Origin of the sequence: Paenibacillus tianmuensis (genome assembly GCF_900100345.1) — a bacterium.
Lineage (GTDB): Bacteria > Bacillota > Bacilli > Paenibacillales > NBRC-103111 > Paenibacillus_G > Paenibacillus_G tianmuensis.
In genome coordinates this window covers 1-22,719 of record NZ_FMTT01000051.1, presented here as the reverse complement: position 1 = coordinate 22,719, position 22,719 = coordinate 1, and the positions used below count along the sequence as shown (strand labels likewise).

At 38.6% G+C, this 22,719-nt stretch carries 35 protein-coding genes and 1 pseudogene; 24 read left to right on the top strand and 12 right to left on the bottom strand.

All coding sequences use genetic code 11. From position 1 onward, the window contains the following. Positions 1-75 precede the first annotated feature (75 nt). From BLO51_RS24205 to BLO51_RS24190, 4 genes are all read left to right on the top strand, one after another. Complete coding sequence (locus BLO51_RS24205) at positions 76-459, top strand: hypothetical protein (protein WP_090675932.1); 384 nt, start codon at positions 76-78, stop codon at positions 457-459. Positions 460-561: 102 nt separating this feature from the next. Next, complete coding sequence (locus BLO51_RS30565) at positions 562-1,170, top strand: hypothetical protein (protein WP_245719795.1); 609 nt, start codon at positions 562-564, stop codon at positions 1,168-1,170. Positions 1,171-1,340: 170 nt separating this feature from the next. Beyond that, positions 1,341-1,700 carry a hypothetical protein gene (locus tag BLO51_RS24195; protein WP_090675930.1) on the top strand — a complete coding sequence of 120 codons (360 nt, stop codon included), beginning with the start codon at positions 1,341-1,343 and terminating at the stop codon, positions 1,698-1,700. A 43-nt stretch (positions 1,701-1,743) separates the two neighbouring features. Then, the gene (locus BLO51_RS24190) at positions 1,744-1,941 is read left to right on the top strand and encodes a DUF4177 domain-containing protein (protein WP_090675969.1); all 198 of its coding nucleotides are present in this window, start codon (positions 1,744-1,746) and stop codon (positions 1,939-1,941) included. A 105-nt stretch (positions 1,942-2,046) separates the two neighbouring features. On the opposite strand, the gene BLO51_RS30560 is transcribed toward BLO51_RS24190, so the two are convergent. The 4 genes from BLO51_RS30560 to BLO51_RS30550 form a co-directional block, all read right to left on the bottom strand. After that, positions 2,047-2,823, bottom strand: a complete 777-nt coding sequence (locus BLO51_RS30560) for a DUF6155 family protein (RefSeq protein WP_245719794.1) — start codon at positions 2,821-2,823, stop codon at positions 2,047-2,049. A gap of 172 nt (positions 2,824-2,995) precedes the next feature. Further along, a complete protein-coding gene (locus BLO51_RS24180) occupies positions 2,996-3,574 on the bottom strand; it encodes a hypothetical protein (RefSeq protein ID WP_245719793.1) in 579 nt (192 codons plus the stop codon). Positions 3,575-4,044: 470 nt separating this feature from the next. Then, complete coding sequence (locus BLO51_RS24175) at positions 4,045-4,434, bottom strand: hypothetical protein (protein ID WP_090675928.1); 390 nt, start codon at positions 4,432-4,434, stop codon at positions 4,045-4,047. Between the two features lie 9 nt (positions 4,435-4,443). Continuing rightward, positions 4,444-5,343 carry a DUF1186 domain-containing protein gene (locus BLO51_RS30550; protein WP_143006968.1) on the bottom strand — a complete coding sequence of 300 codons (900 nt, stop codon included), beginning with the start codon at positions 5,341-5,343 and terminating at the stop codon, positions 4,444-4,446. A 252-nt stretch (positions 5,344-5,595) separates the two neighbouring features. Between BLO51_RS30550 and BLO51_RS24165 the strand changes: the two genes are divergently transcribed. Together BLO51_RS24165 and BLO51_RS24160 are read left to right on the top strand one after the other, a co-directional pair. Next, positions 5,596-5,859, top strand: a complete 264-nt coding sequence (locus BLO51_RS24165) for a hypothetical protein (RefSeq protein WP_090675926.1) — start codon at positions 5,596-5,598, stop codon at positions 5,857-5,859. Beyond that, complete coding sequence (locus BLO51_RS24160) at positions 5,856-6,605, top strand: hypothetical protein (RefSeq protein WP_090675925.1); 750 nt, start codon at positions 5,856-5,858, stop codon at positions 6,603-6,605. The genes BLO51_RS24165 and BLO51_RS24160 overlap by 4 nt, the downstream gene beginning before the upstream one ends. Positions 6,606-7,024: 419 nt before the next feature. On the opposite strand, the gene BLO51_RS24155 is transcribed toward BLO51_RS24160, so the two are convergent. The 4 genes from BLO51_RS24155 to BLO51_RS30545 form a co-directional block, all read right to left on the bottom strand. Beyond that, positions 7,025-7,471 (bottom strand): GNAT family N-acetyltransferase, encoded by a 447-nt coding sequence (locus BLO51_RS24155; RefSeq protein WP_090675923.1) that lies wholly within the window; start codon positions 7,469-7,471, stop codon positions 7,025-7,027. Positions 7,472-7,936: 465 nt separating this feature from the next. Continuing rightward, positions 7,937-8,731: an IS1380 family transposase gene (locus BLO51_RS24150; RefSeq protein ID WP_281180422.1), complete on the bottom strand. Its 795-nt coding sequence runs from the start codon at positions 8,729-8,731 to the stop codon at positions 7,937-7,939. A gap of 162 nt (positions 8,732-8,893) precedes the next feature. Beyond that, on the bottom strand, positions 8,894-9,274 hold the full coding sequence (locus BLO51_RS24145; protein WP_090675920.1) for a hypothetical protein: 381 nt from the start codon (positions 9,272-9,274) through the stop codon (positions 8,894-8,896). Between the two features lie 7 nt (positions 9,275-9,281). Then, positions 9,282-10,076 carry an SEC-C metal-binding domain-containing protein gene (locus BLO51_RS30545; protein WP_245719791.1) on the bottom strand — a complete coding sequence of 265 codons (795 nt, stop codon included), beginning with the start codon at positions 10,074-10,076 and terminating at the stop codon, positions 9,282-9,284. A gap of 299 nt (positions 10,077-10,375) precedes the next feature. Between BLO51_RS30545 and BLO51_RS24135 the strand changes: the two genes are divergently transcribed. The 16 genes and pseudogenes from BLO51_RS24135 to BLO51_RS29430 all read left to right on the top strand — a co-directional run bounded on the left by BLO51_RS24135 (position 10,376) and on the right by BLO51_RS29430 (position 18,510). Next, positions 10,376-11,416 carry a hypothetical protein gene (locus tag BLO51_RS24135; RefSeq protein WP_090675919.1) on the top strand — a complete coding sequence of 347 codons (1,041 nt, stop codon included), beginning with the start codon at positions 10,376-10,378 and terminating at the stop codon, positions 11,414-11,416. Beyond that, positions 11,401-11,589: a hypothetical protein gene (locus BLO51_RS29920; protein ID WP_217266783.1), complete on the top strand. Its 189-nt coding sequence runs from the start codon at positions 11,401-11,403 to the stop codon at positions 11,587-11,589. The genes BLO51_RS24135 and BLO51_RS29920 overlap by 16 nt, the downstream gene beginning before the upstream one ends. Positions 11,590-11,612: 23 nt before the next feature. Then, positions 11,613-12,467 (top strand): DPP IV N-terminal domain-containing protein, encoded by an 855-nt coding sequence (locus BLO51_RS24130; RefSeq protein ID WP_167670316.1) that lies wholly within the window; start codon positions 11,613-11,615, stop codon positions 12,465-12,467. 79 nt (positions 12,468-12,546) lie between these two features. Further along, entirely contained in the window at positions 12,547-13,275 is a 729-nt protein-coding gene (locus tag BLO51_RS24125) for a hypothetical protein (protein WP_217266782.1), read from the top strand. A gap of 432 nt (positions 13,276-13,707) precedes the next feature. Next, positions 13,708-13,863, top strand: coding sequence for a hypothetical protein (locus BLO51_RS29440; RefSeq protein ID WP_167670315.1), 156 nt, complete (start codon positions 13,708-13,710; stop codon positions 13,861-13,863). Positions 13,864-13,955: 92 nt separating this feature from the next. Then, positions 13,956-14,153: a tetratricopeptide repeat protein gene (locus BLO51_RS24120; RefSeq protein WP_090675914.1), complete on the top strand. Its 198-nt coding sequence runs from the start codon at positions 13,956-13,958 to the stop codon at positions 14,151-14,153. Positions 14,154-14,173: 20 nt separating this feature from the next. Continuing rightward, entirely contained in the window at positions 14,174-14,902 is a 729-nt protein-coding gene (locus BLO51_RS24115; RefSeq protein ID WP_090675913.1) for an ATP-grasp domain-containing protein, read from the top strand. A gap of 42 nt (positions 14,903-14,944) precedes the next feature. Next, positions 14,945-15,106, top strand: coding sequence for a hypothetical protein (locus BLO51_RS29435; RefSeq protein WP_167670314.1), 162 nt, complete (start codon positions 14,945-14,947; stop codon positions 15,104-15,106). Positions 15,107-15,160: 54 nt separating this feature from the next. Beyond that, a complete protein-coding gene (locus BLO51_RS24110; protein ID WP_167670313.1) occupies positions 15,161-15,700 on the top strand; it encodes a YcxB family protein in 540 nt (179 codons plus the stop codon). 48 nt (positions 15,701-15,748) lie between these two features. Further along, positions 15,749-16,030, top strand: coding sequence for a hypothetical protein (locus tag BLO51_RS24105; RefSeq protein WP_090675909.1), 282 nt, complete (start codon positions 15,749-15,751; stop codon positions 16,028-16,030). Positions 16,031-16,165: 135 nt separating this feature from the next. Further along, on the top strand, positions 16,166-16,507 hold the full coding sequence (locus tag BLO51_RS24100) for a hypothetical protein (protein WP_217266781.1): 342 nt from the start codon (positions 16,166-16,168) through the stop codon (positions 16,505-16,507). A 32-nt stretch (positions 16,508-16,539) separates the two neighbouring features. Continuing rightward, positions 16,540-17,106 (top strand): hypothetical protein, encoded by a 567-nt coding sequence (locus BLO51_RS24095; protein WP_090675905.1) that lies wholly within the window; start codon positions 16,540-16,542, stop codon positions 17,104-17,106. A 22-nt stretch (positions 17,107-17,128) separates the two neighbouring features. Then, a pseudogene (locus BLO51_RS24085) lies at positions 17,129-17,940 on the top strand (IS1595 family transposase); the annotation flags it as partial. Further along, positions 17,885-18,193 (top strand): hypothetical protein, encoded by a 309-nt coding sequence (locus BLO51_RS28820; protein ID WP_143006964.1) that lies wholly within the window; start codon positions 17,885-17,887, stop codon positions 18,191-18,193. The pseudogene BLO51_RS24085 and the gene BLO51_RS28820, both read left to right, overlap by 56 nt. Further along, positions 18,135-18,347 (top strand): DUF7674 family protein, encoded by a 213-nt coding sequence (locus BLO51_RS31295; RefSeq protein WP_425415833.1) that lies wholly within the window; start codon positions 18,135-18,137, stop codon positions 18,345-18,347. Before BLO51_RS28820 ends, BLO51_RS31295 begins: the two co-directional genes overlap by 59 nt. A 4-nt stretch (positions 18,348-18,351) precedes the next feature. Further along, positions 18,352-18,510, top strand: a complete 159-nt coding sequence (locus tag BLO51_RS29430) for a hypothetical protein (protein ID WP_167670312.1) — start codon at positions 18,352-18,354, stop codon at positions 18,508-18,510. 342 nt (positions 18,511-18,852) lie between these two features. Here BLO51_RS29430 and BLO51_RS24080 read toward each other — a convergent pair whose 3' ends face one another. The 4 genes from BLO51_RS24080 to BLO51_RS29425 form a co-directional block, all read right to left on the bottom strand. Continuing rightward, a complete protein-coding gene (locus BLO51_RS24080; RefSeq protein WP_090675900.1) occupies positions 18,853-19,497 on the bottom strand; it encodes an SMI1/KNR4 family protein in 645 nt (214 codons plus the stop codon). Positions 19,498-19,702: 205 nt separating this feature from the next. Continuing rightward, positions 19,703-19,993 (bottom strand): hypothetical protein, encoded by a 291-nt coding sequence (locus BLO51_RS29915; protein ID WP_090675898.1) that lies wholly within the window; start codon positions 19,991-19,993, stop codon positions 19,703-19,705. Positions 19,994-20,160: 167 nt separating this feature from the next. Continuing rightward, on the bottom strand, positions 20,161-20,730 hold the full coding sequence (locus tag BLO51_RS24070; protein ID WP_090675896.1) for an SF0329 family protein: 570 nt from the start codon (positions 20,728-20,730) through the stop codon (positions 20,161-20,163). An 89-nt stretch (positions 20,731-20,819) separates the two neighbouring features. Continuing rightward, positions 20,820-20,987, bottom strand: a complete 168-nt coding sequence (locus BLO51_RS29425; protein WP_167670311.1) for a hypothetical protein — start codon at positions 20,985-20,987, stop codon at positions 20,820-20,822. A 314-nt stretch (positions 20,988-21,301) separates the two neighbouring features. On the opposite strand from BLO51_RS29425, the gene BLO51_RS24065 reads away from it, so the two are divergent. Beyond that, entirely contained in the window at positions 21,302-22,390 is a 1,089-nt protein-coding gene (locus BLO51_RS24065) for a hypothetical protein (protein ID WP_090675895.1), read from the top strand. Between the two features lie 85 nt (positions 22,391-22,475). Next, positions 22,476-22,719, top strand: a 244-nt coding sequence (locus BLO51_RS24060; protein ID WP_143006963.1) for a transposase, incomplete at its 3' end; no start/stop codon positions are given.

Here is a 22,719-nt window from a genome sequence, read left to right as displayed (position 1 = left end):
TCACTGGGGAAGCCTTTTGGTGTAATATGGAAGTGGAGTGTGTTCACTATAGGAGGAGAATAGCTGTTCTAGTCTATGGCTCCGATTGGAGAGGGGGGAGATATGATGAATAGGAATTGGTTTTCAATATTATCTGTGGTCGTGATAATCATTTTACTCACCCTGAATATAGGCTGTAATTCATCGAGCACCAGGAGCAATGTACAACCTGAAAAAAGCAAGACGATTACAGCAGAACTACAAAGGGGAGATTATCTTTCCATAACTAATACGGAATATGTAAACGGGGTTGATACCGATGCTGGAATGGTTATGCGAATCTATACATATGACATCAATAATAAGGTGTTAAGCAAAGTAGATGATTTACCTTATACATCCCAGTACCCGTTATCGGTCGTTTCATTAAAAGAGGACAAAATTTACTATTCCGCTGCCGGAGAAGGCAAGGGGGACTAATTGTTTGTCTATGATAACAAAACGAAAACTTCCCAGCGATTGACTAATGATTTATTCGCGATTAATAGAATTATACCACATACGGCCGAAAACAAATTGATTATGACGGCAGTGAAAAAGGGTGAGCGTCCGCTCAAAGTTGTTTTTTACGATAAGCAAAGTAAACAAATAAGTGCTGTGAATGATCGCGATATGGATACCACAGTCTGGGACATCTCATATGATCCGGAAACGAACAAAACATATGCAGCAAGTTATTCAGAAAATGAGCAAAGTAAAAACATTGAAAAAGCCAATAGAACACAAACAGAGCTAATCCCACCCAAGAATCAGATCGTGGAGATTGATAATAATAGCATGGAGCAACGTTCGGTGATCGAGTTAGAAAACGAACAAATCTTACGTTTAACGGCAAGAGGAGAGCAAATTCTCATTGCCACGGCAAGACATATAAACAAAGATCCAGTAGAATACAGTTTAATTAATATAAAAACGGGAGAGAGACAGAGAATTGACTTGCCTATAAAAGCAAGAAGTGGATTGTTCCTATCCAAAGACGGAAAAGGGGTTTATTTCTTAGGAGTAAGTGAAAAGGAGGATAACGGAAGAGGTATTTACTTCTATGATTTTAATACTCAGAGGATGGAACCAATATTCCTTCAAATAAACGGATTTATAAATAATTTTAGGTTAATTCCTAGTGATTCATGAGATGCCCGGAACAACCGATTTCGGATGCTCTTGTAAAAGTAGGCGTTTGGATGGATCGACTGGTAATGTGTCTTGGATTCTATTTTCTGTTTTTCTATCTTTTTCAGAGCTGATACGGATAGAATAAGTATATTTGAATGAAATATTAGTTTCATTAGTGAGGTGAGAAGATGCAAATTGCTAAACGAAGAATCGTTTTGTTTCTTCTTAAGTTAATCATACTCGGTCCATTTTGGTATTTTGCATTCTCATTGTTAAATAACGGAGATGGCGATTGGAACTTTGTACTGTATTCATTTGCAGCCCTTTTGATTGGGACTCTCTACGCTGATGTAGAGAAAGAAATAAGTTGGGGTTCAAAATGGAATATAATACTTTCGCATATCTTATTATTGAGCTTGTTTCTTGTACTTGGATTATTTTCTCGTCCCAACATTATGAACCATTTTCTCGCTGGATGTGTGATTTTGGTTGGAATTAATACCTATATGTTTGTTGGAGGAATAATCTTTAGAAAAGTATGTGATTGATAATGTGCACTATTATCCGGACAAAAGGAAGGAATTTGGAACTATGGAACAGTGGGAATATAAGACTCTTAAGTTCTTCACAAAAGGTTTCTTTAGTGGAGGTACATTGGATATAAAAGAATTTGAAAAGGATCTTAATGTAATGGGATCAAATGGATGGGAGCTTATATCTTGTTTTGATACAAACCAACATCAAGGATCTTCAAAGGAAGTCATTTGTGTTTTCAAAAGAAAGAAATAGATAATGAAATGTCAATTTCATGAGGGATGGATGATGTTAAATGTGGTTGTTCCAATGAAAAGGCCCCCCGTTTCGCAGGGAGGCAGTATCATTGTGTATAAACATTCATTTCTCAATAACTCTGGCCACCTGATGTCCGCAATTAGAGCAAATTCCTTGAAGGATAATTCCATGATTATCCAATTGTGCCGTGAAATCTTTGATGGTTGTTGCTCCTAAGCATCTTCCGCACCAGACATTGCTGATATATTTTTGACGAATATCCTCGGGTATTTTAAGCCACTTGCTCATCGCTGCATAGGAAATGACACCAGAAGCATTGGCAATATCGTCTTGATCCTTGTCATGATCTATCCATTTGAGATCAAAATACGAGCCGTTCAATGAATCATGAATTCCCCAGCAGTCACAACCGGGCGTATTGACAATAGCCTGCACGCGATCTTTATACTGCTCAAACAAGTCAGGCGTTTTCTCATTATTGAGAATTTGAACTACTTCTTCATAAGCATCGGTAAAACGATCTCCCATATCTTCAAAGATATCACCCTGCTCATGAATATACTCAACTGCCACTTCACAGAAGTAAACCAGCAATTCAAAAGGCAAAATCGTTCCCTTGCCAATCGTTTTTAGGTCTGAAAGGACCTGCTTGACTTTAGCCACCCTTAGCTTTGGGAAACCACGTGTTGGATAGAATTCCTTATAAATTTGTTCTTTGGATGCGTTTAAAATTTCGAGTAAGGCCGGTTCTCCTTGTAATTTCACAGAAATGTATGCCTGAGCATCTTTGTTAGCCTTCACTACTTCGTACAGCAATTGAATAAGCTCATCTTTCGAGCATTCTTTTAACTGGCGTTTGATTTGAGTAGGGGTCAACATAAAAATCACCTCCGCATGGACACGCACGAACGGGCCTTCAATTTACATTCCCACTCCCAAACAAATGGAAGCCATCCGACCGATTTAAAATAAAGAACACAATGAATCTGTCTGTCGATGTATCGTTGATTTTCATTTTCGAAATTACTAATCAGTAAGTGTCGACCTGCAATTAGGGAGCAAAGACCTCCGGATTATCGTTTCGCCAAGCGCCTATGCAGCCAATTAAGCAGGCCGTATAGCTTCTCATCACCCTATCGATTTCACTGTCCGCATATTCAATTGCGATATTTATGCCCGGCTTGCGCCATGCCAAAATTCGACCGGAAAATCCAGGCCACCAACATTCTTCATCCAGTTCAGGTTGACCATATGCCTTTATCGACTCATCCGGTGTTGAGCTCATCGTGATTCCCTTGGGAAGCATTCCGGGAAACGGAGCTTTAATTCTGTCATCCGACCCGGGCACAAGAAAATGTATGGCGCCAATGATCCATTCATCTTGATTTGTATATTGGAGTCCAGTCAGATCATTTATTTTTGGCGCGCGATAAACATCGATGCGTATCGATGTTTTCACAGACCAGATGATATCGTCATTGAAATAGCTGTTCGGGGGTGGCATTCGCTTGACGCCGAATGATTGCAGCAAAGCTTGAACATTCCTGGGACTGTACGGATGCCCAAGCATTTCAATAAGCTGTTCAGATGGTTCTTTCATGCTTAAATCCATTCCTTTCGCTTCTCTCAAGGCACACAACATGATGAAATAACCGTCCCCCCGTCTCGATGGCCGGGGCACAGCCGTTGGCTTGTGACGAGCAGAAGATCATCACGATAGCAATGCGTCCGTCACGTCCCGAATCAGTCGCATGGGTGAATGGAGGGGGTGCGGATCATAGTATCAATCATTACGAAGATTTTGCACCCCAACTGAAAGCGGTCGGTATTGAGTAGGTCAATGATATCTTTTGTCTGAACAGTACACTGGAAGAACATGGCCGACGCGATTGCACCACAAGGCAAAATTTGCTCGATAGTGGAATCGGATGAGCTTCTGAATGTGAAAACAATTTTCCCCAGATTTACAGAATAACAGTTTTATTGTTATTCATGACTAAGTTAACTGCATTCCCATTCATGCTCTTTGCGCAGCGTTATAAAAACACAACGGACTCAAAGCAATATTTATTGCGACATCCTTACCACGCACTTATTCCGTTATTGAAACCATTGCTCATTCTCTTCAATAAAAGACAAACACTCCGTAATATTGCCGGAAAATAAGTTCACCCACTGCCCTGTATGTCTCTGATAATCCGCTTCACACGTTTCTCCAAGTGTATCAAACAAAGTGATACGTGCCATAGGAAACTCCGCATATTTCCCATCAATTAAGGGTTTGATGAATTGTACGTCAGGCCTATCCCAGCCGAATTGTTCATGCAGACGGTACAAATAAATTCGCCCTGCTTTGATATCAACACGGTATACGATTTCACTGAGACGCGAAGACTCCGATATGAATTGGCTGACGACAGATTCAAGTCTACTTTTATCCAAGGCGCTCAGTTTGGCAGGTTTGGGGTTACTTAACCAACGCTTATTCATATTCACTCTTTACCTTCCGCAGCATTTCTTGTACTTTTGACCGCTGCCGCATGTACAGGGATCATTTCGACCGATTTTTTCGACTTGTACAGCAGGATTTCTCTTCGGTGCGCCGGAGGCCGCACTACGTTCTATCTTCGAGTTAGAATTGGCTGATACTTCAGGGAAATCTTGATGAAAACAACCCCAATCTTGCAATTCCTCGATTGCACTCGTAATCAACTGAAATTTATGTTTTTGTTGATTCTTTCGCAAGACATCTTCTTTTGTTTTCTGGAGAGTCTTCTCAATGCTATCCAATCGTATGATGCTGGTTTCAACAACCTGATCTTCATATAAGCGCTGAATATCTGTAAGAACCTCTTCAGGATAAAGATCATCACAGCAGCATACGATTTCTGCATTTATATAATAATTTGTCTCTGTGAGCTTGCCATTCATAAGCTGCTTGAAATAATCCATTACGAAATCTCTTGAGAGCTGACCGTTTAAAACCATAACAACTAAAGCAGTCAATGCTTCTCCGCGCGCGTACTGGTTCGCTTTTGTATTCTCGATTAACCCAAATAGCAAATCAATTTCTCCATTGTACACAGACGCAAGGATTCTACTAATATCTTCAGTTATAGCATCTTCAAATATATTTTCGCAAATCTCGCTGGGCTTGGATAAAACATCGATCATAATTGGAAATAATTCTTTTACCTGAAACTGTGCCAACAGGAAATAAGCATAAATAAAATCGATTCGAGTTGGACGATCCAACACTTTCTCATAATCGTCTTTCAGGTCATTCATAATTTGAAGCAAGTAAGGAATAGCCTCTTCCTTCTGCTCAATGATTTGCTGTAGTTCGTTGCGTGGAAATCTACCATTATTATACCGAATTGCTTGAAGTATCTGTTCCATAACAATTTAATCCCCCTTTTACTATTTGCATACTCAATCTTCACGATATATTCTCGATGCCGATACCATTGTTCCATACTGTATAGTATACTGCTAAAATTCAAATATGGAAATGAGCTTCTCAAACATCCCCTTCCTAAATCTCCAAAAGTGCGCTTAAATTTACATTAAATAGAAGTCGTATATGTCCGATATAAATGTAAGATAACGACTTGGTAGGTTAGCCAATAGCCTCAAAGGGAGATATGCAGTATGAGCACTTTATTGAGGGTAGAACGAGAACCCGGTCATCCACCGATTGAGCTTGGCAATGGGCAAATCACTGGCTATAGCTATATCAATTCAAGCCCGGCAGATTTTTTTGCCAAAGCATATAATGCGGAGTATTCGATTCAGATACGAGGTGAAATCCCGCTCCGACTACTACCTCCTGTAGAACAAGATGCGGACAACTCCAATACGCTGTATGCATGGGCGCTTACTGAATTCCTCGTCCATAAGGAGGAATTCACGTGAAAAGGAAAGGTTTCATCCTGATATGGATAGGTTGTTTTTTATTCTTTTGCTCTGTATATCCGATGTTCTTAATTATGCGAGAAAAAGTGATTATATATCACGTTTATAAAAACTATGCTATTGAGCAATTGATAAATGTACATAGTAGAATGGATTCAACTACGGTTCTAAACTCACCATTTATGCTAACAAATAATAAAATACAAGTAATTACAGAAGATACCGGGATCGTGGCGCCTAAAACAATTAACCCAAAAATTAAACATATCTTCAAAATGAAGATATTGATTAATGGTGAAGAAAAATTCCCTGAGTCAGAAGTAACGTTGACTCCAGAGAGGGAAGAAGACAGCCGCTTTTTGTCGTGGTTAAACGTAGTCAGAATAAGAGAGCAGGACAGCGGGATCGAAAAAACGGCTATTATTCAAAGACTTTCAAGCGACTGGATACCTGGCAAGAAGAATCCTTCCCACACAGAATCCCAAAAGTGGAGGATTATTTACTTCACGGGATATAACCAGATGGAGGAAGAGGTTTTTGGATATCCAGACCGCGGGAAACATCCTCTAGGCGTGAGACTAATTCAAGAATCGCAGATGTCGTCCACTTTGATCGGGTTTAAATCGGATGTTTTAACGTATCTTCCGTCGTATTATTATCCTGCGATATATCCGCAACTTACGTTCTGGGTAGGCGTTGTGTTGCTAATCTGGGGAACTGTTCGCTTTGCAAAGGGAAGAAGATAATCTGCATCTTCGTTTTTTAATAGTCTTCTTGGATAGAATTTTTCTTGAGTCTTGTTATTAGCACGGTGCCCTTATTCTCGTTATCGGAAACTTAAATGTTAATGATCATAACCTATCATGTGCACAATTGATTTGACTTCTTCAGCACTCAGAATGGATTGAAAAACGGATGGGATCGTGATACAATTTTTCATGAGATCGCCTCTTTCTTGAATCGGTTTGGTGGTACAAACGACTCTACAGAAAAGGCGATCTTTTTTCTACCATTTAGTGGATAATCAACAGTCCTGCTTTATCATAATCAAAATATGCAAAAAGTACTTCTTTGTCAGTACCAGTAAATGTTTGAATTATTTCTGTTGAGGAATTAAACCAACTAGGGCCAAAACCTAGTTCATATGCATCTTATACATGTATGCTCACTTGGCAAGAAGAATTGCATTATCAGATATTTTGAATCCATTTTTAATATAAAATTTTTCTGATGGGAATCCCTTGGAAGTTGTTAACACGATAATATTTATATCCTGCTTTTTAATGTCAGATTCGATAAGCTCTAGAAACTTGCTACCTGCTCCTTGTCCTTGGAATTTTTCACTTACACAAAATTGATCAATGAAATATTCCATTCCTTTTAGACATGGCCTTTTTGCGCCTAGGCTCAATCCAACAATTTCATCGTCTATTTTTAGAACGTAACCAACAAAATAATTGTTTTTCATGTAATTCTCAAAAAAATCTACAACTTGTTTTCTTGACTCATAGACATCATTCCAAGGTTCTTTTGAGAAAGTGTCAATGAATAAATCAACACATTCATCAAGCATGTCGTATTTCAACGAATATAGATCAACCTCTAGTCCCATATATATTTACCTCCTTCAAATTTTCCGTTTGAAATAAACACTTCCACTTCATTTAAACCTTACCTTTGTAATATGTCAATTCACCAAATTCATTATCTTTCCATGTTATGTTGCTTATTGAATCATCTTGTCTTGCAGTACATCGAAGGAGATATAGACGGTTTCATGCTTGATGGTTTAACTTGCCGGCTCTTATGCCTGAACCGCTTCAAGCAGTATAACGTTTAGGCTAAACGTCTATTCCGTCATTAGACGCGCTCAGCGGCTTGTTAGCAAACGATAATAAATGAAGTACCCAGTGGCTAGTGTCGATGAAAAGAGCCATATGGGTTTACGGTCATCTGACGCGCCTAAGGTTTTTATGAAATTCATGATACTCGGTTCTTGCGCAATAAAATGTAACTGCGTTTGAACAGTATTACATACATAGTGGAGAAAATTATTATAGTTGTAAACCCGAAATATTCATGAGCGCAAATTGTATGCCAACATGGCCAATTGCAGTTTCATGACGTTGGTTTCAAAATCGGTGCTGCTCATCTTGTTGCAGGCGAATCCGTTCTTGGCTTCCTTGATGAAATTTTCCATGTGACCGCGCTGAAAGTAGAAGCGAACGACATACTTCGGAGACACCGTCATGTTCGTGGCGATAAACGTGAACTGAAAGTGGAGTTCGCCCGCAGGACACTCCATCTTCACAACCACCCGGCGGGCATGACTCCATGAATCCGCTTGATATTGAAACTCTCGGTATTGGAGCTGCCACTCATGCAGCTTATCCGGATTCAGCATTTGGTCGGCCATCGCCTGCGCCGCTTTTTGCAGGCGGGCGTTGGCTTTGAGGCGAATAGCGTACTTATGGCCTTTGGTCTCGGCGAGCTCGAGCAGTTCCGGTACGGCAAAGCCGCTGTCCCCGCGCAGTACAATGAGGGCTTCCGGCGCCCACGTTTCGTAGTGCGTCAGAACAGGCCCCATGAAGCGAACCACTTGACGAGAGGTGTATACATTCCCTGCGCGGAGCTCGGCTTTCAAACAATCGCCGGTCAAGCCGTCAAAGCAAAACAGCGGGTGGAACCCCTTTTGCCGGTAGTGATGGTTATAGCTCGCTCCATGCTGATCGCCATGGATGGCAAAGCCGGAAGAATCCGGATCCATCACGAACTGATCCCGAGGTTCGATCGCGTACACACGACCTTGCAGCCTAAGAATAAACAAATATGATTCTTTGCTTAACAATTTGCATCTTCTCACCTCGCGCAATAAACGACCCAAGAACAATATCCGAAATATTCCAAAAGTTAAAAAATGATAAAAAAAGAACCTCCTCTTAAGGAGTTCAGAGGTTCTCCCTATAGATAAATTAGTATATTAAGTTCAATCCTCCCGATATATCCTTACCACGCACTTATTCCGTTATTGAAACTATTGCTCGTTCTCTTCAATAAAAGACAAACACTCCGTAATATTGCCTGAAAATATATTCACCCACTGCCCTGTATGTCTCTGATAATCCGCTTCACACGTTTCTCCAATTGTATCAAACAAAGTGATACGTGCCATAGGAAACTCCGCATATTTCCCATCAATTAAGGGTTTGATGAATTGTACGTCAGGCTTATCCCAGCCGAATTGTTCATGCAGCCGATACAAATAAATTCGCCCTGCTTTGATATCAACGCGGTATACAATTTCACTGAGATGCGAAGACCCCGATATGAATTGGCTGACGACAGATTCAAGCCTACTTTTATCCGATGCACTCAGTTTAGCAGGCTTGGGGTTGCTTAACCAACGCTTATTCATGACTTCTTTACCTTCCGCAGCATTTCTTATATTTTTGACCGCTTCCGCAAGTACAAGGATCGTTGCGTCCAATCTTAACACTTGTAACGGGAACTGCTTTTATCATGGGAGGCAGCGCTACTTTGGGGCGAACTGCGTTCTTTGCTTTCATTTGATCTAGATGTTTTCTAACTTCAGTCGCTTCTTGTTGTCTTCCCACTTTCATATATAAATCTTCAAGCCGTTCCAATGCATAAAAACGATCTTGTAGCCCTTCAATTTCAAGAGCCTTCTCTAATATCTGTATTGCCTTATCATTATCTTTATTGTGTTTCTTAGCGAAGAGGCTGTATTGATCAGACCAACCAATCCAACCCCATCCCGATGTCGGGGATTCTTCAAGATACTTTTGGAATAGACGTTCTCCTTCTTCTATTTCCCCCAAATCAAAGTACGATTCACATAAAGCCCATTTCATTCCTTCAAGGTTTGATTCACTTTTGTCTCTGTACTTGGTTATATACGCCTTGCAGAATTCGATTCGGGTTTGGGCAAAGCTTTTATCTTTCTTAGAGGCATTTCCCAATTCCATTTCAAAATCAGTTGTCCAATTATAAATACTCTGCATGCCATGAAATGCACCGTCTATATCTTCCATGCTGATGTTGTCGTCCGCCTTTAATACATCACGAATTCTGTTCCAAAGCTCCGTCCATACGCGTACTGCCTCTACAGAGTTTCTTTTCATTGAATGGGTATATCCTTCTTGCATGAGATCTTCCCATTCATTCTGAGTCTCAGATTTCAACACGAGTTTGCTCATTATCATTCCTCCCGATATATCCTTACCACGCACTCCACATGTATCGAGACGGTGATTGGGATATCCCCGATGCCGATACTCATTGTTCCATACTGTATAGTATACTGCTAAAATTCAAATATGGAAATGAGCTTGCAAGCCAAAACCGAGCAACAGATCGCAGAACGCTTCTCAAATATCCCCTTCCCAAATCTCCGAAAGTGTGTTGAAATTTACATTAAATAGAAGTCGTATATATCCGATATAAATAAGATAACGACTTGCTAGGTTAGCCAATAGCCTAAAGGGAGATATGCAATATGAGCATTTTATTGAGGGTAGAACGAGAATCCGGTGGTCAGCCGATTAAGCTTGGCAATGGGCAAATTACTGGCTACAACTATACCAACACAAGTCCGGCAGATTTTTTAGCCAAAGCATATAATGCAGAGCACTCGATTCAGATACGAGGTGAAATCCCGCTCCGACTGCTTCCTCCTGTGGAACAAGATACGGACAACTCCAATACGCTGTATGCATGGGCGCTTACTGAATATAGGCCGGGCAATGATTATTATCGAAGCGTGACCGTACGAATCGTGAGACACGAAAAGACGATTCGAGAGGTCAAATTTACACATGCATACGTTCATATATATCAAAAAGAGGTTAATGGCTTGAAAGGGGTATTAGAGTTTGAGCTTGTTGTAAGACAGAAGCGGGATCAATTGGATAGTATTCAGTTTGGTACGGCTGAATCTATGCAGCAAAAATTCAAAAAAGAAAAAAGAGACCACTTTACGATCTTATCCGGCGCATCAAAGATCGAGTTTGCTGAATCAACAAGATCAATAAGATATGCATATGCGGAAGAGGCTTTTGGGATTGAAGGCGGTAGCTCAAGCGACTCAAGTCAAACTTGGTGTAGGGCAATAATTGACGGGATAACTTATTCCGACGCTGCCCCCTGTGATAATTCCAGTCACTGTGTTAAAATTCCTAAAGACCTGCAAGAAATATTGAATGATCCCGAAAAAAGGATCAAATATGTGGATAAATTTTTCAAGAAATATCAGGGTAAACACTATCCAAATCCGAGTACAAATGAAATAAAAATAAACTTTGGTAAAGATATTGTTGGATTCATGGAGTGGGAACTAAATTCTACTAGAATAGCAAAATCAACTGAGTCCGCTTATTGGAAGTCGATAAATGCTCAAATGATTGCCGATATCTATTGGGCGCAACAAGCTTTTATTACAAAACCGGGTACGAAACAAGAGGAAATTTGGTCAGAGTATGAAATAAGATGGAAAAAGTTTATGAGTACTCCCAATCAAGCTCTATGGAACAGGAAGTGAACAAAATCGCAGATGTACCTTCATTTTTGGGAACCATTAATTATCTGATGGATTCAGAAGCTTTTGAGTATCCTAAGCATTATCCTGCCACATCCGACGATTCGGCAACGAAACCATTCTGGGATGTAGAGGAATGGGTACCAAAATATTTAAGAGACTTAGCTCCGAGGTGACAAATATGATTAGGGTGCTAGCAATGTTATTGCTGTTGTTAGGGTGTTCACCTGAAGGTGTCCCCTCCTCAGATACCGCGATTATTCGGCCTGATTGGAAAGGGTCACATTTTTCACAGGTAAAGTGGTCCCCAGACGGAAAGCAAATTTCGTACATAAAAGATAACGAACTTTGGGTTAAGAATTTGAGTTCTGGTAAAAATAGAGAGCTTCTTTCAGACATAACTAAAATCGCATGGATAGATTCAAAAAAAATTTTATACTTTATGTCGGATGACAAAGTGGTTCGAGGTATTTTAGGGATTTTTGATTTGGAAAAGGAACAAAATTCAATATTTTCAAAAAGCGTTCCATGGTCTAATACCTTAGCAGTTCATGATCAAATAGCCTATTTAGGTATGGATGAGCGCGGTGTTGGAACGCAACGATTAACTGAACCGAAAAGCTTAAACGAGTTGGAAATACCATTATCGACCGGAAGAAAATTTATGCTTTCCCCCCGAGGAGACCGCATTTTATTTTTGGAAAGTTCAACGAAAAAAAGCCGGGGGATATTAATGGATAACGTTATGTTATACGATATAGCGACCCGCAAAGTTGAACGAATCGAGCGTTTGCAATTTGAAGTAATATATAGCTATTGCTGGTCTTCAGATGGAAAATTCCTTGCTTTCGCCGCGCAATTGCCCGGTGATACACAAAATTTATTTATTTATAAAATTGGAAGCGACAAAGAGCCCGCTATGCTTCCATTACCTGATAATGCATCGTATATGGATTGGTCCCCAATCAGTAACCAGATTATTATGGCAACAGTCGGACAACCAAGCGGGAATGAGGTTCGAATTATAAATATTCCAAATGAATTGTTACAATAGTTGCAATGAGTTGATGGTTTTTAAGGGCAAGGGACTTGGAGAATGAACTATGACTAGAAAAAAGATTTTTCTAATCACGATGATGAGTTTGTTTTTTATTGGTGTATCCATATATCCATTGTTTTTAATCATTCAAGAAATGGTTTTGGATCGTTATTTGAATTCCAGATATAAAATAGAAGAAGTGATTGATGTATGGAATACGCGTCACCAAAATGCAGATCAGTATTCCTATGAACTTGCTTCGCCAATTCAATGGAAAGGTAATATTATAGAGGTTTTAACGAGGGACACTGGCGTTGTCGCCCCTAAAAGCAGACTTGATAACGACACTCTGCATGTTATGCAAGTCACGATTAAAGTTAACGGAAGAGAGCAGTCATTTCCAACCCAAGCTTGGCTGCCTCAAAATATTACAAAGGATAGCGATTACTTATCTTGGCTCAACTTGCTGAAAGTTAAAGACAACAAAAATAATATGGAGCAAATTGCTATTGTCCAAAGAATAGCAGATAATTGGCAAAGGGGAGATACCACATCTCAAAAATGGAGGATATTGTATGTAAATGAAGATCAGCAAGTGAATGAAGAACTGTTTAGTTATTTAGAAAGAGGAGATCATTTACTAGGGTTAAAATTGGTTCTTTCTTCTTCACAATCGTCTTCTTGGATAGGATATAAATCTGACATTGCTTACAGGCTTCCATCCATATTTTTCCCTTTACTTTACCCTACAGGCACCTTTTTGATCGGTCTTGTATTAGCATTGCTTCTGTATCTTCGTTTTCGGAAACTTAAATGTAATTGAGTTTAGATTAAACAATTCGTACTTCTAAAGCACACCGCCTTTCCTTTAAGCAGCACTTGTTAAAATGGATGGCAGAATCGCTCTTCATTCCTTGAAGTAGGTTTTATTAAAACAGCGCGGCGGATAAACAACTTGCCACCCTCTCCGAGTTAAGTTACACACACTCAAAGAACGGAGGGATTTTCCTATGAAACAATGGCCAAATTGGTTTCTCGATTCTCTCAAGTTAAGATTCGACGCTTCAGCGCTTACTGCCCAAAAATTCTGCCCCCGCTGTATGAATGAATGGGGATGAAACTTATTTCATGGAGGTTCGAATGTTCGATCCAAAGACAATGTTTGCATGGTCGTTTGCTTGGGCCGTTGGATCAATAATTATGGTTATAAAGGTAATGCAAACTGACTTTTATGAGGAAAGGAAGCACTATAAATATGTTCGATAAAATCATCAATAAGAAAGTTGTCGCGGCTTCAATATCTGAACTTAAAGATGAACTAATTTTAAAACTGGAAGATGGAACAGAAATCAATGTCCAAATTGTGATGCCAGAACTGGGACAGTTTGAGTTAGAAGTATATATCGAATAAACAGGATGAACTTTCATGGGAAGGGAATTCATTTAAAGTGAGTGTAGATCAGAATCTTCTGGGAAAGGTACTTGAAAAAGAAGGTAAAGTTGATGAAGCTACTACTTTATGAAGAAAATCTTGAGAAAGGTTTTGATGGTAGCTTCCCATATGATCGACTGAGTATTATCTACAGAAGACAGGGTAAATTTGCAGATGAGATTCGGATTCTCGAGAAAGCAATTAGTGTTTTTGAAAAAGTAAATAAGCAGCGACCAGACCGAGATCATTGCGGAACCTTTACAAGTTAACTTTGAATATAGGTGCTTAAATGAAGATATATATAAGAAAAAATTTTGACAACGAAATTGCAAGCCACAACTTTTATGCAGCCTATGACGGATTTAAACAAATGGGAATTGAAATCAACTATTTCAAAAATATAGAAGAATTATCTGATAGTAAAAAAGAAGATATAGTTGTTAGCTATGTTGACGATGTTAGAAAAGTACTTTTTAAACATAATATAATTACACCTGAAATTGATTATCCAGAAGAATTGAAGGGATACCTAGGTCGAAAGGTTTGGGATTCCAAACTAAGCATAATCGCAAACAACCCTGAGAATTGGAATGTATTTATAAAACCAGTAGAGGATAAAAAATTTACAGGGGTAGTAGTTAGAAGTACTAAGGATTTAATTGGCTGTGGTACATATGGCGAAGATCCAGAGATATTATGTTCGGAGGTTGTGAATTTTGTAGCAGAATGGAGATGTTTTGTTAGATACGGAAGGATTTTAGACATTCGAAGATATAGAGGCGATTGGAGAGCACAATACGATTATAAAGTTGTTGAAGATGTTGTCGCAGAATACAAAACTGCCCCTAAAGGATATGCAGTAGATTTTGGATTAACAGATAAAGGGCAAACACTATTAATAGAGGTGAATGACGGATATTCATTAGGATACTATGGATTATTTTCTCTGGATTATGCAAAGTTATTATCGGCTAGATGGGCTGAGTTGACCAATACAATAGATGAATGTGATTTCTAATGAAACACGGATTTCAAGGTAGTCTGATAAAAGGAAGCAGTAATGCTGATGGATAAATTTTATCAAGTGGAATACGAGTATAGTGAATCTGATGATTCGGATGATCAAGACGTAAGAACAGATAAAGAAACTGTTGAAGCATTCTCTGAAAGCGATGCTCGGCATCAAGTTATTGTAAGAGCAATTGAACCGACGATACGATAAAAGATTGGTTTTATTGAGACTATGGAGTACATAAATCACAAGGAGAGTAAAGTAATGATTTCAAAGGAAATTCCCCAATATAAAATTTCTTTAAAAGGAAGATTATCTTATAGTGACTATAAGGACTTTCAACTTCTACATTCACATTCAAAATATAATCTGGTATTTATGGCGGTGTTTTTGTTTGCTGTCTTTATGCTTACAGGATTAATCAGTTCTTCACTTGAAGAAACTTTGACGCCATTGTTTATTCTCTCTGGCATTGCTACTAGCCTATTAGTCACATCTTTAAGTAGAATTGTAACAAATTATAGATTGAAAAGTGTATTTGCTAGTGACAAGTTATTACAAAAAGAATATTTTTACTTGTTTGATGATTGTGGAATTAGCACTGAATCGGAAGTGGGCAATGGTAAAATTAAGTGGTGTGAAGTATACAAAGTGAAGCGCAATAAAAAACTCCATGTGATCTATGTAGCCAAAAACAAGGCACTTATAATTCCTAGGTCATTTTTCGAAAGCTTAGAGCAGGTGAAAGAGTTTGAATCCATATTGAGCGATAATTTATCTGTTAAACAGTACAAGTATAGATAAATAGGAGTATCGATAGAAATTTTATTTGAAAGTGGAGAGGTATAACATATGAGCGAAGATAATTTTGTAACATTTGAGCATTATATGGCTATGTATTCTGTAAACAATAATTTGCCACCATCTTTGGAACGTCTTGTTGAGCATTTTGAACTTTACAGGACAATGGAAAGCAATGAAATCGTTCATGAACTAATTAAACAAATAGTATTATTCAAGAACCATGAATTTACCTCCGAACTGGTAGAAATCTTGGAGATGTATGGGAATGGAATATCTCTTGAACAATTTCGAGTACTAATAGATCCGCTGATAAATGCAATAAGTAAATAAAATATCGTTTTTATAGGGAGCGACAAAAACTTTATGATATCAGAATATAGTTCTAATCATACACACATTACAGGGGACTTTGGAGAACACTTAATAATGTACTGGCTTTCCAAAAACGGCTACGAATGTGTTCTCGTGCGTCATGTTGGGATCGATATTATCGCAAGTAAGAATGGTGAACGAATCGGGATTTCAGTAAAAAGCAGAAGCAGAAAAGAAGGAACAAATAATTTTAAGTTTACTATGATCAAACCACTGGAACATGTCAGAAAAATTAAGGAAACATGTGCGAGCTTTGCTTGTAAAGAATACTTTGCATTTATTCTTGATCAGATGGGAATCATTTATGGATATTTAATACCTTTGTCTGTCATTGAAAAATACTACAGTGTGAGTGCAAAAAGTTCGCAAGATTGGAATATGCAAAAGCTCACTAATGATGCAAACACAATAAGCTTTCAATTGAATTGGGCTTGAAATTGGCATTTCATCTTAAAAGGAAGTTATCAATGATTTTAACTAACGAACAACTAAAACGGATTATCGAAGGAAAGCCTGTAGGAGATTATTATCCGTACAATATGAAAGAATATGACTCCAAACCTATTGATGATTATTTATCAAAAGTAATAGGTTCACTTAATCAAATTAATAGCCTTGAATTTGAATCCATTTTTGATCATTATGGTAGTGGATTTGCTTCGTATGTTGATGTTTTTTGCTGGAAGAAAGATGGGAGTTCTTCTAGTGACTTACGTGGCGTTCTCTGGAGAAATGGAATAAGAATATATTTATGTAGGCTTGCTCCAATCGCAGTTTTAGGAAAAGGGCAAATTACTAAACATGCAACAGGGGGAAGCAGAGACTTTTTAAACGTTGATATAATTGATAGTCTTCCAAATGGAGACTGGGCTAGAGAAGTAGCGAATATAAAAAAGTTACTTAACGAGTTTTCATTTCAACTACCAGATAAAGAATCTTTATTACAACCACTGGACTTTCAAACTACTATACCAACAATTTTTTCGGATACACCTTATAAAGTTTACGACGCACTTTTTTATTGGGAAGATTGAAATGAATACGCTCTTTTCGTACAAGTACCGTTCTCGGCAATGTTATCTTTGCAAAAATTGCGGTATGACATTTAACGACGCAACGGCGACGCCGATTGCGGGAACGCGATATCCTGACAAGTGGAAGAAATACTTCGAATACATGGTACAAGGCTTAACGCTGCCCAAAATCGCCAAGAAACTAGATATCCATATATCCACGGCGTTTTACTGGCGGCACAAAATCCTAAATGCCATCCGCAGCCTCGATGTCCGTAAACTTCAAGGCATCGTCGAATCCGACGAAACGTTCTTCTTGAGTCGCTAAAAGGCAAAAAGAAGGTTACTCACCGAAAGCCGAGAAAAAGCGGCGGAAGCTCAAAACTACGCGGCATTAGCCACGAGCAAATCTGCGTCGTCGTTGCTGTTGACCGCTCTAGCGGTGTTGTTTCCAAAGTAGCAGGCAGAGGTCGCGTTACAGCAAAAGAATTGGATGCTGTTCTTGGAAAAGTCATCGCACCGAAATCGCAACTCTGCACTGACTCCGCCCGAAACTACAAGTCCTTTGCGGCAAAGTCGAGCATCGAGCACCATGCCGTTAATCTGCGGAAAGGCATCTTAATACGCAAAGGCATCTACCACATCCAACACGTTAACGCATATCACGCCCGTCTAAAAACTTGGGTACGCAGGTTTAATGGCGTTGCGACGAAATACCTGGATAACTACCTATTTTGGTTTCGTTTCCTTGAGCTTCACAAAAAGCTTGATGAGACTGAAATCCAAAGGGTGATGTTGCTTGATTCCTGCAAGAAAGCGAATTGGAGCACTGTACAAAGTTTCAGAACAAATTAACTTAGTAAAGGCGGTTTTTATGGAGCATCCTATTGTAAGACAAGACGTAATGACTCTACTGGTACGGGCTTGTCCATCTTATCGTAATCGCCGGATGACTTACCTAGATGAAAATTATACAGAAGGCGATGAGCAACTTTTGTATCTTGATTTAGCCGATTTTGCTCGTCACCTAATCAGTCTATTCAAAGCAAATGAGATACAGGAGTTCCCCGAAATCTTTAGCAGAAGATTTGCATATTATTGGAGATGAGTATGTTAGGGAAGCAGCAACGATTGGTTTGTTAGAAGCAATTCAAAATCTCTCTTCTGATAGCGACCTCGATCCAGATGTTTTTAAACCATATCTTAAATCAGAATCTCTTAAATATTGGAATCTACTCAACGATTTTTGGGAGGGTAAATAAACAATTGAGTACACATTTACAACAATCTTCACGAAAAGAGCTTTTCCAAATCATTAGTAAAGATTACATTGAAATTGAATATAGTGAACCACTTAAACTATTAGCGTCCGCAACAGATAAGTTCAGACCTGTTATTGGCGGCATTAAAATACAAGTAGATTAATTCGGCACGAATAATCCTACTTGTTCAACGTAGCGTCATCGATTTGTCCTGAAGCTTAAGGTTGAAATGCTTTAAGATCCATTTTCAACTGCCCAATGTTCCGCGCGATTCGCATATGGTATAGATGATACGTTACGTCATTATTCGATGGGAATTTTCTAACCTGGCTAACACTGTGTCCAGTATGTCAATAATTGGTGTCATAAGAATATCTCCTTTCATTATGTCTTACTGTTTAAAATAATAGGGATATGTCGTTAATGCTTTTACTGAAATGCCAAGAGTATTTGTGTTGGAAAATCATGTTAATCGTGTATTCTATAAATTTTGTATTCAAAATGCTTATAATATGTACTTTCCATGTTCATCATATGAAATTTTACCTTGATAAAAAAAGTTGTTAATACTATGATAGACAAACACATTATATTGAGGAATAGGCTCTTTAATAGATTTCAAATCAACTGTATCACGAGGTTCATAATCTGCAAAATCTCTTTTTATGTAATCCCAAAAATCTTGACCATAACAGATTACATCAGTGCCATCATGAATAGAGTAGACAGGATTTCCGGCTTCCATCGGACTTAAAGAAAGAAAGCGGTGACTACAAATGGGCATAAACAGAGGATGTTTCTTTATGTTTTGCTTTGCTAATGCCAATGCCCATTCCTGTATATTTGGTTTATTCCCCCAAGCTGGAAGCCATCCATTTAATTTTTCAATTGTATATAAAACTCCTTCGATAGTCCAATCAAACATTTTTTGCTTTATAAAAAATACGTTCTCATCACTTACATCACGCCAGTTTGTAAAATCATCCGATAGAGGCAAACAAGCGGATAAAAATTCTCGATAATCAGAAGGGAACTTTATACCGAAACGCATCTCGGCAAGCCGTAATTCTTGTTTAGTCATACCCTTAGCAAGGGATATTTTAGCTTGTTTTAAGATTTTCAAACTGTCCTCAATTTGTTTATCATACATTTGTAATACCTCCAAAATATAAACTCGCTACATCAAACTTTATCCCTAGCATTGCTGTAGCTAACAATTGTTAGGTGGTTTTTAACATTAGAAAATCTTGATAATCAAATTGTCAATGATTTTTCACTTTGAAGATAGAAAGTGCTTATTATCTTCACACTTAATGTTACATTATCCTTATGAATCTCGTTGAAATCTACACCATTCATTTTACAAAGTAATTCTTCAACTTCATCAAGGGGTAAGTAACTGGTTCTTCCATTTCTCGGGAATTGCTTTCACTCCGCAGCACTACGTAAACGAAAGCAACCCGACCTGCCGCAAGTTTTCCCCTCCCACACCCAACCCCTTTCAACGGCTTAATTGGATTTTTATAACCTCTATCGTTTTCGAGTGGTAGAGCATTCTCTGTCGCAATGTACTTCGTGTTTGCACTGTACCGGTCTTTTTTTTCATAAATGACATATCCGAATTCGGCGAATATTTTATTTATCATCTCTCGCTTATTTTCCCAATTGCTATTGTTCGTCAGCCATCTCCTGAACTTCTCACCAATGCTATCAGGACCCTTTTGAATACTAACCGATAGGCATAGGTAATTGATTGAAAAAGGTTGATAGCATGAAAAAACCTCCCGATTGGAGGTGAATGAGTTATTTATTTTCATAACGTACTAAGCCGTAGTTCATAAAAATACTGCACAATTGGATGCTTTAACTTCATCTTCTCGGTCATGTTTAAAATTCGCTTTTTTCCAACTCGTCTGTCCACCAAAGCAAGAATATTCAATAAGATATCATTGCTCTCTATGCTTTCCTCTATAGAAATGGATAAAAACTTATTAGCTACAACGACAAAATTTGATTTACTTAATGATGACTGTGCTGACAAAAGCTCCTTTGCATATTCTGATATTTTTCTACTTCTTGCAATTACTTTTAGACGATCCTCCGGAACTATCCCCTTGGTATCTTTTCTGACCGCTTCAATTTCTTCATTGTTGATAGGAATTTGGATATCTGAATCATTCTTAATATCCAGCTCCGTCTGATACCATCTGATTAAGGTAGTTATATCACTCATATTGAATACGTTCTTTTTATCTACCGCAATATAACAAAGTCCTGCTTTATCGGGTAAATAACGGTAGCCGGTTGCACGGTATTCGACCCTTCCATATAACGCGGGACAGAGAAAACTCTCCAGATGTTGCTTCAATTTGCTCCAGGCCATGTAAGTCCTCCTATGTTCTATGTTCTATAAATACCTATTGAGGCAGTCGTTCTATTATCCATAATACAATAACCAACACATCGATCATACTAAATACAAGTAACCTTGCGTTTCTCAATTTTCTTCCACCGCTGTGGGGAGAGGTCAACATAATGCTTGCTATCAACGTAGTTACCATTCAACACTTTACCTATACTGGTGTCGTAAATAAATTCAACTTCTTTCATTTTAACTATTAACTCTTTAGGATAGTTCATAAAAGAAAAGCCTGCTTTCTCAGCAGACCTTGTTGAAACATTTACCTTTCAATGTCCCTCCCGATATATCCTTACCACGCACTCCACATGTCTTGAGATCGTGAAAGGGATATATCCTCGATGCCGATACCATTGTTCCATACTGTATAGTATACTGCTAAAATTCAAATATGGAAATGAGCTTCTCAAACATCCCCTTCCTAAATCTCCAAAAGTGTAATTAAATTTACATTAAATAGAAATCGTATATATCCGATATAAATGTAAGATAACGATTTGGTAGGTTAGCCATAGCCTAAAGAGAGATATGCAATGTGAGCATTTTATTGAGGGTAGAACGAGAATCCGGTGATCAGCCGATTAAGCTTGGCAATGGGCAAATTACTGGCTACAACTATACCAACACAAGTCCAGCAGACTTTTTAGCCAAAGCATATAATGCAGAGCACTCGATTCAGATACGGGGGGAGATTCCACTTCGACTGCTTCCCCCTATAGAACAAGATGCGGACAACTCCAATACGCTCTATGCATGGGCGCTTACTGAATTTAGGCCGGACAATGGTTATTATCGAACCGTGACCGTACGAATCGTGAGACACGAGAAGACAATTCGGGAAATCGTATTTACACATGCATACGTTCACGTGTATCAAGAACAGGTTAACGGCTTAAAAGGGGTATTAGAGTTTGAACTTGTTGTAAGACAGAAAAAAGATCAACTAGATAATATTCGGTTTGGTTTGGTTGAAGCACAACCAAACGTCGTTGAAAACAAAGGAAAACGTGTTACCGCTGCTGCTCATGCGCCAAAGATAGAAAACTGGGAGTCCAATAATCGAAGTAAGAGTAAGCTTTTTCTTTATCCTGTGGACAATTTATTGAAGTATGTTGAACCCTTGGATAAGACAGACGAAGAGGACAAAAAGTTGCCCCTACAAATCCAAGATGAAATCAATTGGTGTAAGCAATTGTGGGAGCAACAAGAGTTGCAAAATATAAAAAAAGAGATCCATACTGTTGCAAACTTCTTGAGAGAAATCGGTAAAAGTGGGGATGACTACGCCGTCCTACGATTAAAAACTTTCATTCCCTCAGAAACATTATACCTTTTAGACAATGTATTTGAAGGAACAGGTGATGGTAGAGATTTTGATGTTGATGCCACAAGCAATAGAACAGTCCAGTATAGTGTTATAAACTTCAGCAACAAACAGATGTATAATTTTAATTATACAGGTAAATCACACCAGACCCATCCGTATAAAAAGGAGAAGACTGTTAATAACGATGGGATGTATGTTTCATATTCGTTGGAAGAAGGGATATTCAAGTTAACTGCGTCTCTCTCTTCTGGTAATCCAATAGCCCCTATTGCGAAGATTGATTATAATATAATTTGAATATCAAGTTACCTCAGCAAAAACCTTCACATACGAACGTTTGTTTGATACACTAATTACAAATAAATGTTCGGGAGAGATTGGCATGGCTCAACAAGAATTGATGACGTTGAAGAGATTTCAAGAAAAGTTTCATTCGGATGACGCATGTCGCGAGCATCTGTTCCAGATCCGCTGGGCGAACGGCTTCTGCTGTCCCAAATGCGAACATACTGCATTCTACTTTCTGGAAACCCGCAAGCTGTATCAATGCACGCGCTGCAAGCACCAGGCGTCTGTTACTGCCGGGACGATTATGCATAAGTCTCACACTCCACTGCTGACCTGGT

What these genes read in the sequence shown, in the direction of transcription:
- BLO51_RS30550 (WP_143006968.1), bottom strand. Translation starts at nt 5,343, where the DNA reads ATGGAACAGATACTTCAAGCAATTCGGTATAATAATGGTAGATTTCCA.
- BLO51_RS24145 (WP_090675920.1), bottom strand. Translation starts at nt 9,274, where the DNA reads ATGAATAAGCGTTGGTTAAGCAACCCCAAGCCTGCTAAACTGAGTGCA.
- BLO51_RS29425 (WP_167670311.1), bottom strand. Translation starts at nt 20,987, where the DNA reads ATGAACTATCCTAAAGAGTTAATAGTTAAAATGAAAGAAGTTGAATTT.
- BLO51_RS24125 (WP_217266782.1), top strand. Translation starts at nt 12,547, where the DNA reads ATGATGAGTTTGTTTTTTATTGGTGTATCCATATATCCATTGTTTTTA.
- BLO51_RS24195 (WP_090675930.1), top strand. Translation starts at nt 1,341, where the DNA reads ATGCAAATTGCTAAACGAAGAATCGTTTTGTTTCTTCTTAAGTTAATC.
- BLO51_RS29915 (WP_090675898.1), bottom strand. Translation starts at nt 19,993, where the DNA reads ATGATAAATAAAATATTCGCCGAATTCGGATATGTCATTTATGAAAAA.
- BLO51_RS24155 (WP_090675923.1), bottom strand. Translation starts at nt 7,471, where the DNA reads ATGGGACTAGAGGTTGATCTATATTCGTTGAAATACGACATGCTTGAT.
- BLO51_RS30545 (WP_245719791.1), bottom strand. Translation starts at nt 10,076, where the DNA reads ATGAGCAAACTCGTGTTGAAATCTGAGACTCAGAATGAATGGGAAGAT.
- BLO51_RS30565 (WP_245719795.1), top strand. Translation starts at nt 562, where the DNA reads ATGACGGCAGTGAAAAAGGGTGAGCGTCCGCTCAAAGTTGTTTTTTAC.
- BLO51_RS30560 (WP_245719794.1), bottom strand. Translation starts at nt 2,823, where the DNA reads ATGTTGACCCCTACTCAAATCAAACGCCAGTTAAAAGAATGCTCGAAA.
- BLO51_RS24115 (WP_090675913.1), top strand. Translation starts at nt 14,174, where the DNA reads ATGAAGATATATATAAGAAAAAATTTTGACAACGAAATTGCAAGCCAC.
- BLO51_RS31295 (WP_425415833.1), top strand. Translation starts at nt 18,135, where the DNA reads ATGAGATACAGGAGTTCCCCGAAATCTTTAGCAGAAGATTTGCATATT.
- BLO51_RS24095 (WP_090675905.1), top strand. Translation starts at nt 16,540, where the DNA reads ATGATTTTAACTAACGAACAACTAAAACGGATTATCGAAGGAAAGCCT.
- BLO51_RS24105 (WP_090675909.1), top strand. Translation starts at nt 15,749, where the DNA reads ATGAGCGAAGATAATTTTGTAACATTTGAGCATTATATGGCTATGTAT.
- BLO51_RS29440 (WP_167670315.1), top strand. Translation starts at nt 13,708, where the DNA reads ATGTTCGATAAAATCATCAATAAGAAAGTTGTCGCGGCTTCAATATCT.
- BLO51_RS29920 (WP_217266783.1), top strand. Translation starts at nt 11,401, where the DNA reads ATGGAACAGGAAGTGAACAAAATCGCAGATGTACCTTCATTTTTGGGA.
- BLO51_RS24190 (WP_090675969.1), top strand. Translation starts at nt 1,744, where the DNA reads ATGGAACAGTGGGAATATAAGACTCTTAAGTTCTTCACAAAAGGTTTC.
- BLO51_RS24120 (WP_090675914.1), top strand. Translation starts at nt 13,956, where the DNA reads ATGAAGCTACTACTTTATGAAGAAAATCTTGAGAAAGGTTTTGATGGT.
- BLO51_RS24130 (WP_167670316.1), top strand. Translation starts at nt 11,613, where the DNA reads ATGTTATTGCTGTTGTTAGGGTGTTCACCTGAAGGTGTCCCCTCCTCA.
- BLO51_RS24165 (WP_090675926.1), top strand. Translation starts at nt 5,596, where the DNA reads ATGAGCACTTTATTGAGGGTAGAACGAGAACCCGGTCATCCACCGATT.
- BLO51_RS24205 (WP_090675932.1), top strand. Translation starts at nt 76, where the DNA reads ATGGCTCCGATTGGAGAGGGGGGAGATATGATGAATAGGAATTGGTTT.
- BLO51_RS24080 (WP_090675900.1), bottom strand. Translation starts at nt 19,497, where the DNA reads ATGTATGATAAACAAATTGAGGACAGTTTGAAAATCTTAAAACAAGCT.
- BLO51_RS24070 (WP_090675896.1), bottom strand. Translation starts at nt 20,730, where the DNA reads ATGGCCTGGAGCAAATTGAAGCAACATCTGGAGAGTTTTCTCTGTCCC.
- BLO51_RS24110 (WP_167670313.1), top strand. Translation starts at nt 15,161, where the DNA reads ATGATTTCAAAGGAAATTCCCCAATATAAAATTTCTTTAAAAGGAAGA.
- BLO51_RS24135 (WP_090675919.1), top strand. Translation starts at nt 10,376, where the DNA reads ATGAGCATTTTATTGAGGGTAGAACGAGAATCCGGTGGTCAGCCGATT.
- BLO51_RS29435 (WP_167670314.1), top strand. Translation starts at nt 14,945, where the DNA reads ATGCTGATGGATAAATTTTATCAAGTGGAATACGAGTATAGTGAATCT.
- BLO51_RS24175 (WP_090675928.1), bottom strand. Translation starts at nt 4,434, where the DNA reads ATGAATAAGCGTTGGTTAAGTAACCCCAAACCTGCCAAACTGAGCGCC.